The 15558-nt window shown below is 70.9% G+C and carries 15 protein-coding genes; 6 read left to right on the top strand and 9 right to left on the bottom strand.

The genetic code is table 11. The annotated features are described in order from the left end of the window. Positions 1-117 precede the first annotated feature (117 nt). The 7 genes from ACFW3L_RS19440 to ACFW3L_RS19410 form a co-directional block, all read right to left on the bottom strand. Complete coding sequence (locus ACFW3L_RS19440) at positions 118-888, bottom strand: CDP-alcohol phosphatidyltransferase family protein (protein WP_378742400.1); 771 nt, start codon at positions 886-888, stop codon at positions 118-120. Continuing rightward, entirely contained in the window at positions 866-1915 is a 1050-nt protein-coding gene (locus tag ACFW3L_RS19435; RefSeq protein ID WP_378742398.1) for an iron-containing alcohol dehydrogenase family protein, read from the bottom strand. The genes ACFW3L_RS19440 and ACFW3L_RS19435 overlap by 23 nt, the downstream gene beginning before the upstream one ends. A 5-nt stretch (positions 1916-1920) precedes the next feature. Beyond that, a complete protein-coding gene (locus ACFW3L_RS19430) occupies positions 1921-2652 on the bottom strand; it encodes a sugar phosphate nucleotidyltransferase (protein ID WP_378742396.1) in 732 nt (243 codons plus the stop codon). A gap of 33 nt (positions 2653-2685) precedes the next feature. Next, positions 2686-3327 (bottom strand): DUF5941 domain-containing protein, encoded by a 642-nt coding sequence (locus ACFW3L_RS19425; protein ID WP_378742477.1) that lies wholly within the window; start codon positions 3325-3327, stop codon positions 2686-2688. A 77-nt stretch (positions 3328-3404) separates the two neighbouring features. After that, positions 3405-4142, bottom strand: a complete 738-nt coding sequence (locus tag ACFW3L_RS19420) for a hypothetical protein (RefSeq protein ID WP_378742394.1) — start codon at positions 4140-4142, stop codon at positions 3405-3407. A gap of 172 nt (positions 4143-4314) precedes the next feature. Next, positions 4315-5241: an ABC transporter ATP-binding protein gene (locus ACFW3L_RS19415; protein WP_378742392.1), complete on the bottom strand. Its 927-nt coding sequence runs from the start codon at positions 5239-5241 to the stop codon at positions 4315-4317. Further along, positions 5241-6086: an ABC transporter permease gene (locus ACFW3L_RS19410; protein WP_378742390.1), complete on the bottom strand. Its 846-nt coding sequence runs from the start codon at positions 6084-6086 to the stop codon at positions 5241-5243. The genes ACFW3L_RS19415 and ACFW3L_RS19410 overlap by 1 nt, the downstream gene beginning before the upstream one ends. Positions 6087-6578: 492 nt before the next feature. Here ACFW3L_RS19410 and ACFW3L_RS19405 point away from each other — a divergent pair, with 492 nt between their 5' ends. Both ACFW3L_RS19405 and ACFW3L_RS19400 read left to right on the top strand, forming a co-directional pair. After that, entirely contained in the window at positions 6579-7325 is a 747-nt protein-coding gene (locus ACFW3L_RS19405) for a 2-C-methyl-D-erythritol 4-phosphate cytidylyltransferase (RefSeq protein ID WP_378742388.1), read from the top strand. Further along, complete coding sequence (locus tag ACFW3L_RS19400) at positions 7322-8119, top strand: glycerophosphodiester phosphodiesterase (protein ID WP_378742386.1); 798 nt, start codon at positions 7322-7324, stop codon at positions 8117-8119. Before ACFW3L_RS19405 ends, ACFW3L_RS19400 begins: the two co-directional genes overlap by 4 nt. Positions 8120-8127: 8 nt before the next feature. Here the strand turns inward: ACFW3L_RS19400 and ACFW3L_RS19395 are convergent, their stop codons facing one another. Together ACFW3L_RS19395 and ACFW3L_RS19390 are read right to left on the bottom strand one after the other, a co-directional pair. Then, positions 8128-9183 carry a DUF4429 domain-containing protein gene (locus ACFW3L_RS19395; protein WP_378742384.1) on the bottom strand — a complete coding sequence of 352 codons (1056 nt, stop codon included), beginning with the start codon at positions 9181-9183 and terminating at the stop codon, positions 8128-8130. A gap of 166 nt (positions 9184-9349) precedes the next feature. Continuing rightward, positions 9350-10369: a glycosyltransferase family 2 protein gene (locus ACFW3L_RS19390; RefSeq protein ID WP_378742382.1), complete on the bottom strand. Its 1020-nt coding sequence runs from the start codon at positions 10367-10369 to the stop codon at positions 9350-9352. Between the two features lie 341 nt (positions 10370-10710). Between ACFW3L_RS19390 and ACFW3L_RS19385 the strand changes: the two genes are divergently transcribed. The 4 genes from ACFW3L_RS19385 to ACFW3L_RS19370 all read left to right on the top strand — a co-directional run bounded on the left by ACFW3L_RS19385 (position 10711) and on the right by ACFW3L_RS19370 (position 15527). Beyond that, positions 10711-12222: an LCP family protein gene (locus tag ACFW3L_RS19385; RefSeq protein WP_378742380.1), complete on the top strand. Its 1512-nt coding sequence runs from the start codon at positions 10711-10713 to the stop codon at positions 12220-12222. A gap of 20 nt (positions 12223-12242) precedes the next feature. Further along, on the top strand, positions 12243-12962 hold the full coding sequence (locus tag ACFW3L_RS19380) for a YIP1 family protein (RefSeq protein WP_378742378.1): 720 nt from the start codon (positions 12243-12245) through the stop codon (positions 12960-12962). Between the two features lie 403 nt (positions 12963-13365). Beyond that, on the top strand, positions 13366-14697 hold the full coding sequence (locus tag ACFW3L_RS19375; protein ID WP_378742376.1) for a UDP-glucose dehydrogenase family protein: 1332 nt from the start codon (positions 13366-13368) through the stop codon (positions 14695-14697). Between the two features lie 131 nt (positions 14698-14828). Continuing rightward, positions 14829-15527, top strand: a complete 699-nt coding sequence (locus tag ACFW3L_RS19370) for a TNT domain-containing protein (RefSeq protein WP_378742374.1) — start codon at positions 14829-14831, stop codon at positions 15525-15527. Positions 15528-15558 lie beyond the last annotated feature (31 nt).

Here is a 15558-nt window from a genome sequence, read left to right as displayed (position 1 = left end):
GACACATGTCAACGTTCGCAGAAACAGACTAACGAAAGAATAAAAGCGACGTGTACGGAGCCGCGGACGGGGTAGCGTCCACGGCTCCGCCAGTGACGTCGAACGTGGGTGCTCCCGCTACTCCAGGCGGCGGGAGGCGAGCACGCTCACGAAGTGCGCGAAACTCATCAGCACCGCGACGGCGGCACAGGCCACCACCAGCACGCGGGTCGCCAGCAGGTCCCCGAGGAGGAGGTCGGCCACGGCCGCCACCACCACGATCAGGGACAGCTCCACCGCCTGGATCAGGCGGTGGACCTTCAGCGCCGAGGCCAGGCGGCGAGCCAGGCTCAGCCCCGAGGACTTCGGCCGCATGGCCTCCTCGGTGATGTTCTCCGGCAGCCCGGCCTTGGCCCGGGCCACCACCACGTTGTCGGTCTCGGCCTTGATCAGGACGACCCCCAGCGCGGCGGTCATGCCCAGGATCACCCAGCCGCCCGACTCGAACTCGCCCTGCGCACGGATGCCCAGGCCGACGAGCAGGGCCACCTCGGACACGTAGTGCCCGATGCGGTCCAGGTAGATCCCGGCCACGCTGGTGCGGCCCGTGTACCGGGCCACCTCGCCGTCGGAGCAGTCCAGCAGGAGGTAGACCTGCACGAACACGGCGGCGAGGACCGCCGACCACAGACCGCCGAAGGCCACGATCACACCGGCGAGCACACCGAACACCATCATCAGGTACGTGATGGGGTTCGGTGGCACGCGCAGCCGCACGAAGAGGGTCGACAGGTACGGGGAGACGTCCCTCATGTAGAGACGGCCCGCCCAGTGCTCCTCGTTGACGCGCTCCTTGATCCCCGCGGGCTGGCCGCCCGCGCGGACCTCAGCGACCGACGGCTTCGACATAGTCCGCGACACTCCGCCCGATCTCGTCCTCGGAGAGGTTCAGGTGTTCAAGGATGGTGAACCGGCCCGGGCGGGTGCCCGGGGCGTGGGCCACCGCACGCGCGAACGAGGCCTCGTCGAGACCCACGTCGGAGGGCACGATCGGCAGTGAGTGGCGGAGCAGGCAGTCCCTGATCTCCTCCAGCCGCGCCTGCGGCCAGTCCAGGTGCCTCACCCGCAGGTAGGACGCGAACAGCGCGCCCAGACCGGCGAGCTCGCCGTGGTTGCTGGTACCCGGGTACAGCTGGGTGACGGCGTGCAGGATCTCGTGGCAGGCGCCGCTGGCCGGACGGCTGGAACCGGCGACGGACATGGCCATCCCGGACAGCACCAGGCCCTCGGCCAGGACCTTGAGGAACCCGTCGGAGTCGATGGAGTCGGGACGGTGCAGGACCGCCTCCGCCGCCACGCGCGCGAAGGTGACCGCCATGCCGTCGACCGGCTCGCCGTTCACCTTCCCGGCCAGTTCCCAGTCCTCGATGGCCGAGATGTTGCTGACCACGTCACCGATGCCGGACCGGACCAGGTGCGAGGGGGCCGCCTGGACGTAGTCGACGTCGATCACCACGGCGATGGGCATGGTGACGCCGATGGACGGCTTGCCGCCCTCGTGCTCCAGGGAGCTGACGGGGGAGGCGATGCCGTCGTGGGCCAGGTTGGTGGCCACGGCCACCATCGGGATGCCCGCCATGGTCGCGGCGAACTTGGTGACGTCGATGGTCTTGCCGCCACCGATCCCGGCCACGGCCTCGTAGGCGCCGGAGCGCAGCTTCTTGCCCAGTTCGGTCGCGGCGTCGACGGTGCCTTCCTCGACCTGGAAGACCTCGCACTGCGGCAGGTCCAGGTCAGCGGCGATCTGCGCGCCCTGCCCCGGGCCCACGGCCACGGCGATGCGTCCCTCGGTCGCGATGCGGCGGTCGGCCAGCACGGTCCCGAGCGAGGCGATGGCTCCCCTGCGGACGTCGATCGCCAGCGGGGAGGGAAGCATTCGGGCTAGTAGTGGCACGCGATCTCCCTCGCCTTGGCCAGGTCGTCGTGGTTGTCGACCTCGACCCAGTCGACCTTGCCGATGGGGGCGACGGAGATCTTCTCGCCGCGCCGGACGAGCTCCTGGTAGCCGTCCTCGTAGTACAGCTGCGGGTCGCGCTCCCAGGTGGCCTTGAGGGCGTCGGCCAGACGCGGGGCCAGCGAACCCTCGATGAGGGTGGCGCCGATGTACTCACCGGCGGCGGTCGCGGGGTCCATGAGCTTGGTGATGGTGCTGAGGTGACCGTCCTCGTCGAGGGTCACCTTCATCTCCTCGTCGGCCAGGTTTTTCACGTTGTCCACCGCGAGGAGGAGTTCCGGTCCCCGGGCGGCCAGTAGCGTTTCCTCGACACTCACGGGGTGGACGGTGTCACCGTTCACGAGGAGGACGCCCTCGGAGAAGAACTCACGCGCGGTCCACAGGGAGTAGGCGTTGTTCCACTCCTCGGCCTTGTCGTTGTAGCTGAGGGTGAGCTTGACGCCGTGGCGCTTCTCCAGCGCCTCCTTGCGCTCCTCGACGGCCTCGGCACGGTAACCGACCACGACGACGACGTCGGTGAGCCCGGCGGCGGCCAGGTTGCGCAGCGAGATGTCCATGATGGTCGTCTCGCCGTCGACTGGAACCAGGGCCTTGGGCAGGGTGTCGGTGTAGGGACGCAGACGGCGCCCCGCGCCTGCGGCGAGAACCATTCCGAGCATGAGGGCGTGTTCCTCCTTAGTTCGAGGAGGCTCTCACGCCTCCCCGTTCGTTCCGGCGGCCGGTTGGCCCCCGTCTCCCTGGCGGGTGATCGGGTGATCCCCCAGGACGTCGGTGCCGTCGCCGCCTTCCGTCGCGGTGCCGACGCGGACGTCGGACACCGGTGTGGCGCTCCAGGTGCGCACGGCCTCGCGAACGAGCAAGATCGCCAGGTATGCGGCGAGTATGCCGTAGGCGGCGGTGAGGGCGGACAACGCGCCCCCGACCGCGATGACGAGCATGCGGCCGTCCCAGCCGAGCGCGGCGCGCCGTACCCGTTCCGACCGGCGCACACCGACCGCGGGACGAGCGACGTCGTCACGGTGGTGGCAGACGATCGTTACCAAGAGTACGAACACCAGGAGACCGGGCACACCGGACGCGAGCCCGACCACCGCCAGGTAGCTGTACTCGGTGACGCGCAGGAGCGGGGGTACGAGCCAGTCGTACCGCCCGTCGTGGGGGTGGCCCGAGGCCAGACCGGACAGTAGCAGGGCAGCGACCGGTGCGAACAGGGTAATGCCTGTCAGCCGTCCCCCGTCCGCCACGATCAGGACGAGCACGACGACGGCCCCGGCGACCGTGGTGAGCAGCGGTGGTGCGAGGCCCGGCGCCACCCTTCCGAGCAGAGCCCCCATGTGACTGTCATCACGGAGGAACCGGAGGTCGGGGACGGTCGGCAGGAACCTCTCGCGCGCGGGCGTCTCCCCCGCGCTCACGGACGGGGCTCCCGCGAGGAGGGGTCGACCAGTTCGCCGGTGATCGCGACGACGCAGCCGACCACGAGGCTGAGGAACGCGATCCGCGCGTCGAAGGCGACGGTGGCGACCGCGATGACGAGGAACCGGGTCGGCTGGCCGAAGACCATGATCCGCCGGGCCAGGTGGATCAGGGAGAGGCTCTCGGACGTCTCGGCGGGCTCCGCCCCGGCCACCGGCCGGACCCGGGTGACGGTCTCCGAGGAACCGTCCCGGGGCGGTGGCACCCTGGGACCGGGCAGCCGGAGGCCCTCAGGACGACGCTGTGAGGGCAGGGCGAGAGGATTCGGGTTCGAGGACGCGGGAGGGGCCGAGCGGGCCACCAGGAGCGCGTCACGCAGGGCCAGGGCGATCAGCGCGCCAGCAGCCCACCCCCAGGCGCTGGCGAACCCGGCGGCGGCCGCCCCGAACGCCAGGCCGACGTAGACGACGTACTCACGGAGCGGCGCCACCATGGACACCGTCCAGACGGTGAGGGCGTCCCGACGGTGGGCGCGCATCCGGGCGCGGACGGCGTCACAGCACAGGACCAGCCCGAGCAGGGCCGATCCGGCCGCCGCGCCGACGGCGTCGGCCCGGCTGAACCAGACGGCCGCGGCGACCGCCGCCACGAGACTGATCCGGGTCACCCCCGAACGGGTGACGTGCCTGCGCTCCAACATGCGCGCGGTCACCCGCGTCACTGTGCCAGTCATGTCCGTGCCCTCCCAGTATCAACTGAGAGTCACCGTCACCCACGCTCTGTGTACAATCAACCACTGACACGCGTATGGCGCCCGTCGTCCCCTCTTCGGCCTTTACGGACAGTTCCGGACACGAAAGAGCGCACCTCCGGAACAGTCCGGGATGCGCTCTTTCAGGGGTGAGTCAGGCGGCCTGTCCGCCGTCCTTGCCCTCGTTGCCGTCCTTGGGCTCCTCCGGAGCGGGGTCCACGGCCTTCTCCTCGGCCTCGACCTTCTTCTCCGCCGCCTCGGCGCGCTTCTTCTTGGCGGCGTCCTTCTTCTTGCGCTCCTCGATCTCCGCCTTGGTGTCCTCGTTGTAGGCGGCCAGGGCGGAGTCGATGTCGGTGTCCAGGGCGAGCGCGCCGCCCTTGATGTACAGACCCCGGTTGCAGAAGCGGCGCAGGTCCTTCTCGTTGTGCGAGACCAGCACCATGGTGCGCTCGTTGGCGAGCATGCGGTCGATGGCCTCGTAGCACTTGCGCTTGAAGGCCTTGTCCCCGACCGCGAGGACCTCGTCCACCAGCATGATCGGGTGCTCCAGCTGGGAGATGAGCGCGAAGCCCAGGCGCACCTTCATGCCGCTGGAGTAGTGCCGGACCGGGGTGTCGATGAACTTCGGCTTGACCTCCGCGAAGTCGACGATGTCCTCGAAGCGCTCGTCGATCTCCTTCTCGCTCATGCCGTGCAGCGAGCCGACCAGGTACACGTTCTCGCGCCCGGTCAGGTTGTCGTTGAACCCGGCGCGCAGCTCCAGCAGCGGGGCCACCTTGCCGTGCACGCTCACCTTGCCCTCGTCGGGCAGGAGCACCCCGGCGATCATCTTGAGCAGGGTCGACTTGCCGGTGCCGTTCTTGCCGACGATGCCGACGCAGTCGCCCTTGCCGATCTCGAAGGAGACGTCGCGCAGCGGCCAGAACTCGTTGCCCTCGGCGTTGGGGTCGCGCTTGTTGCCGTGGATGAACATCTCACGGAGGCTCCGCTTGCGGCGGCGGTTCACGGCGAACTTCACACCGAGGCCCTGGGCCTCGATGACCGGACCGCTGGCGACCGCGGCCTCGTAGGTGGACGCCATCACAACTCCTTCAGAACGGACATCTCCAGGCGCCGGAACGTCCAGTACCCGATGACGAGCATCAGGAGGGAACCGACCACCGCAGAGGTCAACGCGAGAGGACTGGGCGTAAGTTCCTCGAATCCGGCGAACCACACCGTACGGTGCATCTGGAAGATACCCATCAGCGGGTTCAGCTCGTAGATCGTCTTCGCCCAACCCGGGGCGCCCGATTGCAGGACCATCGTGGCCGGGAACAGGATCGCCGACCCGTAGAACAGAATCCGGGTCAGGATACGCGTCAGTCGTTCCACGTCACGGAGCAACACGTTGACCGCGGACAGGAACAGGGTCACGCCCAGCCCGAACATGAAGGTCAGCACGATCGCGAGCGGCAGCCAGAAGAGCATGCCCTCCCAGCTGAACCGGCCGCCCAGCGCGAACACGAAGATCAGCAGCACCGGCCAGGTCAGCAGGTACTCGACGAACTTGGTGCCGACGGTGGCCATGGGGAAGATCTCACGCGGGACCTTCATGGTGGTGATCAGCTTCGAGTGCGTGATCATCGCGCGCGGGGCCTCGCTGAGGATCGCCCCGAAGGTGGTCCACGGGAGGATGCCCGCGACGAGGAAGAGGATGTAGCCGCCCTGCGCCTTGGCGTCCTCGGGTATCCCGCGGTCGGCCTGGAGCACGTAACCGAAGATGAAGAAGTACACCAACGTCAGTGCGAGGGGTTCCAACATCGTCCAGGCGTATCCCAGCACGGACTGCTGGTACTTGACCTTCAGGTCGCGCCGGACCAGGAGGCCGACGACCTTCCGGTTCTCCCAGACGGCCAGCGTCCTTGACGCCACCGCCACCTCCAAGGTTTGAGATCGTCCGGATCACGATGTGCCGGACGTCGCGTCTACGAACTCGCCTGCGCGCACCGACCGTCTGCCCGGTCGGTTCCTCACCGGACCGGAAGAGGGGGCATCCGGGCGACCGGGGGAAGTCGCGCACCGCGCCCGGCTCCGCTACCGGATCAGAGGAGGTAGCGACCGGGCACGCCCAACAGGCGTCCATAGGTTACCGCTGCATGGGACAGACCGTGCCAACCACGTGCCGCGCCCGCCTCATTCGTATGGTTCGCGGACGGGCCGGCGGTCCCGTCGATCCGACGCGACCGCCGGTCACACCCCCACTCGGCCCGATCCCCCAGCAATCCCCATCACGCGCAAGGGGCCCAACAGACACCTCGCTCACCACCCCGCTGGGGCGGAACGAGCGCCGGGCGTGGACGAGGATGAGGAATCCCTCTGCGAAGGCGCCGAACACGGGCCGAAGCGAAGCGGAGGCCCGAGGAGAAAGGTTCAAGCATGCCCACACGCGTGATCGCGGCGGTCCTGGCCGGAGGGGTCGGCTCACGGATGGGTGCCCCTTCACCCAAGCAGTTGCTGCCGTTGGCGGGACGGCCGATCATCGAGCGTTCGATCGCGGCGTTCGAGGCCAGTCCCGAGGTGGACGAGATCGTCGTGCTGATGGTGGACGGGTTCGTGGACCGGGTCGAGGAGATCGTGGCCGACGCGGGTTTCACCAAGGTGTCCCGCGTCCTGCCGGGCGGGGCGACCCGGACCGACACCTCGGTCGCGGCGCTCGCGGCGATGGCGGGGGCGGCCGACTCCGACCTGGTCCTGCTGCACGACGCGGCGCGTCCGTTGGTGCGTCCGGAGACGATCGCGGCCTGTGTCGCGGCCCTCGGGTCGGCCGGGGCGGTCGGGGTGGCGGTGGCCAGCGCGGACACCGTGGTCGAGGTGGCGCCGGGGAGCGACGGCGGTGAGGTGATCGCCCGGACCCCCGACCGTTCACGGCTGCGCAGGATGCAGACGCCCCAGGGGTTCCGGCTGGGGGTGGCCCGCCGGGCCTACGAGCTGGCGACGGCCGATCCGGGGCTGGTGGCCACCGACGACTGCGGGGTGGTGCTGCGGTACCTGCCGGAGGAGGAGGTGCGGATCGTGCCGGGGGACGAGACCAACATCAAGGTGACCAACCCGGGTGACGTGGAGATCGCGGAGACACTGCTGCGCCGGGCTCGGGAGGACGCCGGTCAGGGGGCCGCGTCGTGAGCGGGGTGTTCGAGGCGACCGAGGTGATCGGCCATCGGGGCGCGGGCCGGGGTGTGGTCGGTGGTGCGCTGGAGAACACGCCCGCGTCGTTCGAGCTGGCGGCGCGTACCGGCGCGGACTGGATCGAGATCGACGTACGCCGCACGGCCGACGACCGGCTGGTGCTCTTCCACAACGCGGCGTTGGACGACGGCCGGGCGATCGTGGAGCTGACGGAGGCGCAGTGCCGGGCGGAGGGTCTGGTCGGCCTGGAGGAGGGGCTGGCCGCGATCCCGCCCGAGCTGGGGTTGGACGTGGACGTGAAGACGGTCATGGAGGACGGGGTGGACGCCGCGTCGCGGCGGACGCTCTCCCTGGTCCTGCCGTTCCTGCGCCGCGAGGCCGGGCGCCGGAGGGTGTTCGTGTGCTCTTTCGACCCCGGGCTGTTGCTGGGGGTGCGCGAGGGTGCGCCGGGGGTGGCGACGGCGTGGATGCCGTACGTGCGCAACCCTGCGGACACCGCGATCCCGGGCGCGGTGGGGCTGGGCTGTCCGATCGTGGCGGTGGACGCCCGGGCCCTCGGTCTGGCGGACGACGGTCCGAGGCCGGGGCGCCGGGCTCTGGAGTACACCGTGGAGACGGCGCACCGGGCCGGGCTGGAGTTGATCTCCTGGTGCCCGGCCCCGGTGGACGCGGCGCGGTTCGCGGCGGCCGGGATGGACGCCGTGGTCGTGGACGACGTTCCGGGCGCGGTGGCCGCCCTCGCCCGCCCCGGGGGCGCCGGGGGTGCCGGGGGTGCCGGGGGTGCCGAGTAGGGGCTCGCTCAGATCCGGTCGAGGAGTTCGGCCTTCTTCTCGCTGAACTCCTCGTCGGTGAGCAGGCCCTTGGCGTGCAGGGCTCCGAGCCGTTCGATCTGCTCGAAGATCCACGTGGTGTCCGCGCCCGTCGCCCCTGCGGCGGCGGGTGCGGGGCCGGTTCCCACCGGAGCCACCGCACCGTCGTCCGGCCGGGGGTCCCCGCCTTCGGGCAGGTCCGCGTTGAGCCGGGGGGCGCGCACGGCCTCCATGGCGTTGCGGGCCGCGTCCTTCCACCACTCCGGGTCGGCCGGGCCGGGCCGGGCGTCGCCGTCGGCGACCTCGCCGGAGCCCAGTGCGAGCCGGTCCGCGCCGCGCGCCCAGCGGTGCGCGGTGACGGTGGCCGCGAGCAGGAAGACCTGGTGGATCTCGTTGCCCTCCTCGCCCGCGCGCAGCAGGTTGAGGTCGTTCCTGGGCTTGGCCGAGGCCTCCTTGGCGCTCTGGTCCGTGACGAACCGCACGAAGCCCCAGCCCCAGTCGTCGAGGGGCGCCCACTCCACGCCCCGGATCTCCGCGAGGTCGTACTCGCGGCGCTGTTTCTTCTTCTTGTAACCGCTCGCGTAGCTGCCCGCCCAGACGAGGGTGAGGCGGTCGCCCTCCAGGCGCGCGGTGCCCTCGCAGGTCATGATGTGCAGTGGCAGGGCGGGGACCAGGCGGGTCGGGATCGCGGGGTGGGGGTCCTCCGCCTGGCTCGCGGCGAAGCGGAGCTGGTCGGCCAGGTACTCCGCGACCAGTTCGGTCTTGGCGGGGCCGGTGAGCCGGAAGGGCTGGGCCTTCTCGTCGAGCATCGCGCCGACGGCCTCGTAGGGGTCCATCCGCTCGTGCAGCCGCAGGTGCATCACCCAGCCGTTCTTGCGACCGGCTCCGGGACGGAAGTCGACCTCGCGGACGGCCGCGACGGGTACCTCCAGGGTGCCGAGGAGTCGGAGGAGCGGGCTTTTGAACCAGCCCTTCGTCTCGTAACGGATGGAGACCGACTCCCCGTCGAAGACCCAGGCCGCCTGGTCGCCACGCAACTCGTCCATCGACACCTTCTCCGGTTCTCCGCCGCCCCGCCGACCCGGGGCCGCCGCCTGAACCCTGCCTAGCAGAACGTCCGCCCCCGATCGAGGGCGGACGTCGTCCAGTTGTGGCCGATGCGGCCGCGGCGCGCCGGGCGCCACGCGAACGCGGCGGACGCGGCCGTACCCGTCAGGCGCCGCCGGAACCGCTCGCGGGCTCGCTGCTGGTGCGTGCGGTGCGGGAGTCGGCGCCGAGCCCGGGAGGGCTGGTGATGAAGCCGACGCCCCACGACATGTGCATGGTGGCGAGCGCGACCGGGATGAGCGGCCACGAGGACGCGGGCAGGCCGCGGGCGAGCGGCACCGACGCGGCGGTGATCAGGGCGAGGTAGGCCGCGGGCACCAGCAGGAGCGGCCAGAGGAACACGCCGCCGACCAGTCCGAGCACGATCCCCGCCACGGCCACCGGCGGGGCCAGGTACCGCAGGTTGATGGTGCCCTTGTGCTGGCGGGCGACCACGCGCCGCCAGCGCCCGTAGTGGAAGTACTGCTTGGCGAGCAGTCGGACGTTGCGGCGCGGACGGTAGGAGACCCGCATCCGGGGCTGGAACCAGACGGTGCCGCCGGTGGTGCGGATGCGGTGGTTCATCTCCCAGTCCTGCGCCCGCAGGAACGCCTCGTCGTAGCCGCCGACCCGCTCCAGGGCCGAACGACGGAAGACGCCGAGGTAGACGGTGTCGGCGGGGCCGCCCTCACCTCCGGTGTGGAAGCGGGCGTTGCCCACCCCCACCTTGGAGGTCATGGCGGCGGCCACGGCCCGCTCCCAGGGGGTGGTGCCCTCGGCGGCCATGATGCCGCCGACGTTGTCCGCCCCGGTCTCCTCCAGGGTCTCCACGGCCACCCGGAGGTAGTCCGAGGGCATCATCGCGTGCCCGTCGATCCGGGCGACGACGTCGTGCGTGGAGGCGCCGATGGCGGCGTTCAGCCCGGCGGGGGTCCTCCCCGTCGGGTTGTCCACCACCTTCACGCGCGGGTCGGCCGCGGCGAGGCCGTCGGCGACCTCGCGGGTGCGGTCCGAGGAGGGGCCCACACCCAGAACGACCTCCAGCTCGCCCGGGTACTCCTGGGCGAGGACGTGCTCCACCGCTGCGGCGAGGTGGCGCTCTTCGTTCAGTACGGGCATGACGACGGAGACAGGCGGCCAGGACACGGGCACTTCCCAAGGTCAAGACTGTCGGGACTGCGTGACACCGTGAGGGCTCCAGGGGCGCGGGGCCCCGGGCTCGCTCGACGGTGGCGCGGGCTCAACGGTACTGCACGCGGGCCGCCGGACGGCCGGGTCGCGGGGCGCGCGGGAGCGACGCGCGGGGAGGGAGTGTCGAGACGTTCGGGTCCCGGAGAACTCCTCCGCTGATCACGGCGTCTCACCCAAAGGGGAGAACAACACGCCGAGGGTTGACATCTCGCACCCTTCGGCCGATCGGGTGACAACCTAGATACCCAGGTACCGGATGCCTAGGACACCGTGGAACGGGTGGGACGGGGACGCCGATGAGCGACGAGGACGCCGGAAGGCAGAGGAAGCCGGGCGAGTTCCGACGGGAGCGCTCGCAGCCTCAGCCACCCGGTCGGCGGCGCTCGTCACGGTCCGGTCGGTTCACCGTCCCCGAGCCGCGTGTGCGCCGCCGTCGCAACGGCCTGGTCCTGATGAGCGTGCTCTCCGTGCTGGTCCTGCTCGCCTCGGGGACCTCGTGGGCGATCACGGGGTGGATGTCGGGGTCGCTGAACCGGTTCGACGTGTTCGGCGGGCTGGCCGACGGTGACCGGCCGGAGGAGACCGGCGGACTCACCTTCCTCGTCATCGGCTCCGACAGCCGCGACGAGATGAGCAAGGAGGACAAGAACGCGCTCAGCGTGGGGTCCACGCCCGGGCAGCGTTCGGACAGCATGATGCTGGTCCGGCTCAACCACGAGCGTGACCACCTGACCGTGGTGGGCCTCCCCCGCGACCTGTGGGTGGACATCCCCGGCGAGGGCGACGACAAGATCAACGCCGCCTACGCCTACGGTGGCCCGCAGCTCGCCGTCCAGACGGTGGAGTCCGTCACCGACGTGCGGATCGACCACTACGTCGAGGTGGACTTCACCGGGTTCGTGGAGGTCGTGGACGCCCTGGAGGGGATCGACGTCTGTCTGCCCGAGGCCATCAACGACCCCAAGGCACACCTGGACATGCAGGCCGGGACGCACCGGGTGGACGGCGCCGAGGCCCTGGCCTTCGCCCGCACCCGGGCCACCCCGCGCGGTGACCTGGACCGGATCGACCGGCAGCAGCAGGTGCTGTCGGCCATGCTAGACCGGGCCATGAGCACCGAGACGCTCTCCGATCCGCGCAAGCTGACCGCGTTCCTGGACAGCGCGCTGACGTCCGTGACGGTCGACGAGGGGCTGGACACCAGCACCATCAACGACCTCGCGTACCAGATGCGCGACGTCGACCTGGGAAACGTCACGTTCGCGCAGGTGCCCATCGCGGACATGGAGCACTGGACACCGCGAGGCGACGTGGCCCTGCTGTGGGACGAGCCCGCCGCGCGGGAGATGTTCGCGACCATCAACGCCGACCGCCCGTTGTCGGAGCCCGAGGAGGAGCCGGAGGCCGCCGAGGAGGACGCTGAACCGGCGCCGTCCGAGATCAGTCTGCGGGTGTTCAACGGCACGGCCACCCCGGGGCTGGGGTCGCAGTTGGACTCGCAGCTGGCCACGGCCGGGTTCGACGTGACGGACGTGGCCGAGAACTGGAGCAGCCGCGACGTCCCCACCACCGAGGTCAGGTTCGGGCCGGGCCAGGAGGAGGCGGCCGAGTTCCTGGCGTCCACCCTCCCGGGTTCGCGGACCGTGGAGGACCGGACCCTGGACGACGACCTCCAGGTCGTGATCGGATTCAACCACACGACGTTCGAGGCCCCCCGGGTCGAGGCGACCGAGGCGGCACCGCAGGAGGAGCCCTCCGCGAGCGCCGAACCGGGCACCACGACCGCGAAGGACAACATCTGCGGGTGACCCCGCCAAGGAAGGGAATCGTGCTCCGCCACCTGGTCGGTCTGCTCTCCGGAATAGCCCTCGCCCCCGTGCTGTGGGTGGGTGTCGCGTGGTCGGCCGACCTCCTCCCGAAGATCACCGAGGGTGACGTGAGCGTCGCGACGGTGTTCTCCGTGGTGGTGCTGTGCCTGGTGGGGATCGTCGGCGCCGCTCTCGTGGCGTCCAGGTTCTCCCCGATGGCGGCGGGCGCCTCCGGGCTCCTGCTCGTGGCCCTGTGCCTGTGGCCGGTGGTCGCGCTCGACTCGGTGGGTCCGGCCCTGTACTGGCTCAACGAGGAGAGCTTCCTGTACCCGAGCGGCGCGGGGCTCGGCGTCGCGCTCCCCCTCGGCGTGCTGCTGCTGGTCTCCGCCACGACGCCGACCCGGTGGCGGGCGGCCGCCGACACCGGCCCGGCGGGCCTCCCGGCCGCCCGTGTGGTGGCCAGCCACAGCCGCGAGGACTTCCAGAGGGGCGGGCGGCCGCCCGAGCCGGAGTTCGACGGTGAGTCGGTCACGCTGGTCGACCCGAAGCGGATCTGGAACGACGGCGGCCCGGCGGGCGACACCGTTCCGGACGTGCCGCCGCCCTCCTCCCCCGTGCGGCGTCTCGACGATCCCAGCAGGACGACGACACCGTTCCGTCGCGGGGAGAGCGGCGCGGTGTGGACCCCGGTGGACGAGGATCCCGGTCACAGCGGGTCGTTCGGAGACGGGCGCTACTAGGGCGATTTTTCCGGATGCTCTCGCCGGTGGTGGCGGAGCCGCCACCGGTTCGAGCGGCCGTCTCCCCTGCTGTGCGCTGCCACGAAGGCTCCGCGGTGTCGCACACTGAGCCCCGGCGATCCCTCGCGGGACGAGGAGTGAAGGTCAGCCCGCCACGCCGCGTGAATCCCGACACTCCTCCCCCGGTGCGTACCGCCCCCCACCCGCCGGTAACCTGACCGCCTGACTGTTCACGTGTTGTTCGGTCACGCGCCAGACCCCGACGCGTAGGGTGATGCACCGTCCCCCACGGACTACCCGTCGGCCGAACCATGTCCGTTTTCTGCCCTCATGCGGGATGTGAGCCGCCTCCAGCGGGCACACCAGCTGGTGAGGCGCGTGCGGAAGCAAGGAAGGAACACCAGTGGTCGAAGCGGAACGTATGCGGGTCTCCGTCATCGGAACCGGCTACCTGGGCGCCACCACGGCCGCCTGCCTGGCCGAGATGGGCTACGAGGTCATCGGCCTCGACGTCGACGAGGCCAAGATCAGCATGCTGCGCTCCGGCAGGGTCCCCTTCTTCGAGCCCGGACTCGACGAACTGCTGACCGCCAACCTGGAGACCGGTCGGCTGCGCTTCACCACGGACTTCGCGGAGACCGCCGAGTTCGCCGACGTGCACCTGATCTGCGTGGGCACTCCCCAGCGGGACGACTCCGGCGCCGCCGACCTGCGGTACGTCAACTCCGCCGTGGAGCGGCTCGCCCCGCACCTGACCCGGCCGACCGTGGTCGTGGGACGGTCCACCGTGCCGGTGGGCACCGCCGCCACCCTGGCCGCGCGCCTGGCCGCGCTCGCGCCGGTCGGCGCCGAGGCCGAACTCGGCTGGAGCCCGGAGTTCCTCCGTGAGGGCTTCGGCGTGGAGGACACCCTGCGGCCGAACCGGATCGTGATCGGCACGGACTCCTCCCGGGTGGAGAAGACCGTCCGCGCGCTCTGGCAGCAGCAGGTGGACGAGGGCGTCCCGTTCCTGGTCACCGATCTCCAGACCGCCGAGCTGGTCAAGGTGTCCGCCAACGCGTTCCTGGCCACCAAGATCTCCTTCATCAACGCGATGGCCGAGGTGTCCGAGGTCGCGGGCGCCGACGTCATCCAGCTGGCCGAGGCGCTGTCCTACGACGACCGCATCGGCGGCAAGTTCCTCGGGCCGGGCCTGGGCTTCGGCGGAGGGTGTCTGCCCAAGGACATCCGGGCGTTCATGGCCCGCGCCGACGAGCTCGGGGTGGAGCCCGCGCTGTCCTTCCTGCGCGAGGTGGACGCGATCAACCAGCGCCGCCGCGCGCGGACGATCGACATCGCCCGCCAGCTGATCGGCGGCAACTTCGCCGGGCGCACCGTGACGGTCCTGGGCGCGGCGTTCAAGCCGAACTCGGACGACATCCGCGACTCCCCGGCGCTGGACGTGGCCTCCACCATCGCCTCCCTGGGCGCACGGGTGACCGTGTACGACCCGGCCGCGCTGGAGCGTGCGCGCGAGGAGCACCCGGAGCTGAACTACGCGGACTCCATGCTGGAGGCCGCGCGCGGCGCCGACGTGGTCCTGCTGCTCACCGAGTGGGCGGAGTTCCGCGAGGCCAACCCGGAGGAACTGGCCACGGTGGTGGCGCAGAAGAGGATCGTGGACGGGCGCAACGCCCTGGACCCGACCTTCTGGCGCGCCTCGGGCTGGACCTACCGCGCGCTGGGCCGCCAGTAACCGACGTACCGAACGGCCGCTCCCGGGGGGGAGCGGCCGTTCGTCGTGTACGCCACACCCGTGGTTGACTGCGTTCGGTAGTTTTCCCGTGACCCTTGGTGTCGACCGAGGGTCCAGCCGAACGGAGTCCCATGTCGAAGTTCCCCCTGGTGGTCGGTGCCGCCCTCGCCCTGGTGGTCGCCGCCGCTGCTCCCGCCTCCGCCGAGCCCTCGGGCTGCCCGGTCCTGACCCCGCCGCCCAGCGCGGAGGACCTGGACCGCTACCTGTGCGGCGACTCTCGGCTGGGCCCGTCCGAGCTGCCCGAGGACGGCCCGGTGGGAAGCCTGGTCGAGGGGTACGACCGGCTCGGCGGCCTGTCCCCCGTGGAGTTCCTGGACCGCTGGTGGACCGTCGACGGCAGCTGGGACTACCCGGAGCACGACGGTTTCGTGGTCGTCGACGGTCAGCCCCTGAAGGAGCTCCAGGAGTTGCCCTCGGGCTGGATGCTGGATCGCTTCGGTTCCCCGGGGGGCTCGTTCCTCGCTCCGGCGGGCGCCCCCTACGCCGAGCGCGCGCTGCCGCCGAACTCGCTGAACACCTGGCCGGACGGGCCCGAGCACAACTACAACTGCTACGAGGTCACCGAACCCGTCTCCGCCTGGGTCGGCCCGATCGCTCCGCACTTCGAGCAGCCCGGCGGCGGCGAGCAGCTGCTGGTCCCCGCCGAGGAGGTCCCCGAGGCCGAGGGTGAGGGCAACGTGCCGGTCAACGACCTCCTGGAGTGGGGCTACCTGGAGCAGCGCCCCACGGAGGAGTGCGTCGCCCCGGACGGCTACGGCCTGGGAGCCTGACGGCCCAGGGGCGTGTCCCCGCCCGCCGGGG

The sequence above is a fragment of the Nocardiopsis sp. NPDC058789 genome, assembly GCF_042745575.1.
GTDB lineage: Bacteria > Actinomycetota > Actinomycetes > Streptosporangiales > Streptosporangiaceae > Nocardiopsis > Nocardiopsis eucommiae.
Note: the sequence above shows the minus strand (reverse complement) of the source record. Positions and strands in the feature narration are given on the sequence as shown.

Excerpts from the sequence above, each read along its gene's own strand:
- ACFW3L_RS19415 (WP_378742392.1), bottom strand. The coding sequence starts at position 5,241 with ATGGCGTCCACCTACGAGGCCGCGGTCGCCAGCGGTCCGGTCATCGAG.
- ACFW3L_RS19385 (WP_378742380.1), top strand. The coding sequence starts at position 10,711 with ATGAGCGACGAGGACGCCGGAAGGCAGAGGAAGCCGGGCGAGTTCCGA.
- ACFW3L_RS19370 (WP_378742374.1), top strand. The coding sequence starts at position 14,829 with ATGTCGAAGTTCCCCCTGGTGGTCGGTGCCGCCCTCGCCCTGGTGGTC.
- ACFW3L_RS19425 (WP_378742477.1), bottom strand. The coding sequence starts at position 3,327 with ATGGGGGCTCTGCTCGGAAGGGTGGCGCCGGGCCTCGCACCACCGCTG.
- ACFW3L_RS19395 (WP_378742384.1), bottom strand. The coding sequence starts at position 9,183 with ATGGACGAGTTGCGTGGCGACCAGGCGGCCTGGGTCTTCGACGGGGAG.
- ACFW3L_RS19440 (WP_378742400.1), bottom strand. The coding sequence starts at position 888 with ATGTCGAAGCCGTCGGTCGCTGAGGTCCGCGCGGGCGGCCAGCCCGCG.
- ACFW3L_RS19405 (WP_378742388.1), top strand. The coding sequence starts at position 6,579 with ATGCCCACACGCGTGATCGCGGCGGTCCTGGCCGGAGGGGTCGGCTCA.
- ACFW3L_RS19435 (WP_378742398.1), bottom strand. The coding sequence starts at position 1,915 with ATGCTTCCCTCCCCGCTGGCGATCGACGTCCGCAGGGGAGCCATCGCC.
- ACFW3L_RS19430 (WP_378742396.1), bottom strand. The coding sequence starts at position 2,652 with ATGCTCGGAATGGTTCTCGCCGCAGGCGCGGGGCGCCGTCTGCGTCCC.
- ACFW3L_RS19420 (WP_378742394.1), bottom strand. The coding sequence starts at position 4,142 with ATGACTGGCACAGTGACGCGGGTGACCGCGCGCATGTTGGAGCGCAGG.